1 pseudogene is annotated in these 583 nt (G+C 31.4%); it reads left to right on the top strand.

What is annotated here, in order from left to right:
• Positions 1-352: 352 nt before the first annotated feature.
• A pseudogene (locus tag DAI20_RS19925) lies at positions 353-424 on the top strand (cytochrome c oxidase subunit II transmembrane domain-containing protein); the annotation flags it as partial.
• Between the last annotated feature and the right edge of the window lie 159 nt (positions 425-583).

Here is a 583-nt window from a genome sequence, read left to right as displayed (position 1 = left end):
ACTTTATATAAATTCAGGTGAAATATTTAAAGATAGATATAAATTTACTGGAGATCGTTAAACTTAAAAAAAAAACTATGAGTAAAATTTCACTATATGCTGGAAACTCCTAAAGCCTTTAGGTACTATAAAGATGACGAAGATATGCTTTATCAGTGATAACCCTAAAGGATGTACAATGGACTATCAGCAGGAAACCACCAAATATAGACAGAGCGAGCTTGTTATGAAAGACCGCCCTATATTTCAGTAGGATCCTTAGAGACTAAACGTGGAAACCTTATATAAGGTAAGATATAGTCCAGTTAAGTATGAAAGTACTTAAGAATCGACATTAATCGAATTAATATGAACTATCACTCCTGCAGTTATATTAATATTAATAGCTTTCCCTTCTTTCAAATTATTATATTTAATGGATTAAAGTCTTATTTAGTCCACCGAACAAAATATACTTTGTTTGGTTAAAGAGGAAGAATTTCAAGAAAAACTGTAGAGAGCTTGCTAGTGCACAGCACTACTTCAGTTAACTTGAAGCGTAGCTTGTATAAATTAGATTTCCGTCTTTAGATGGTATAAAGCA

The organism is Planctomonas deserti (assembly GCF_003067705.1).
In the GTDB taxonomy this organism is placed as follows: Bacteria; Actinomycetota; Actinomycetes; order Actinomycetales; family Microbacteriaceae; genus Planctomonas; species Planctomonas deserti.
Note: the sequence above shows the minus strand (reverse complement) of the source record. Positions and strands in the feature narration are given on the sequence as shown.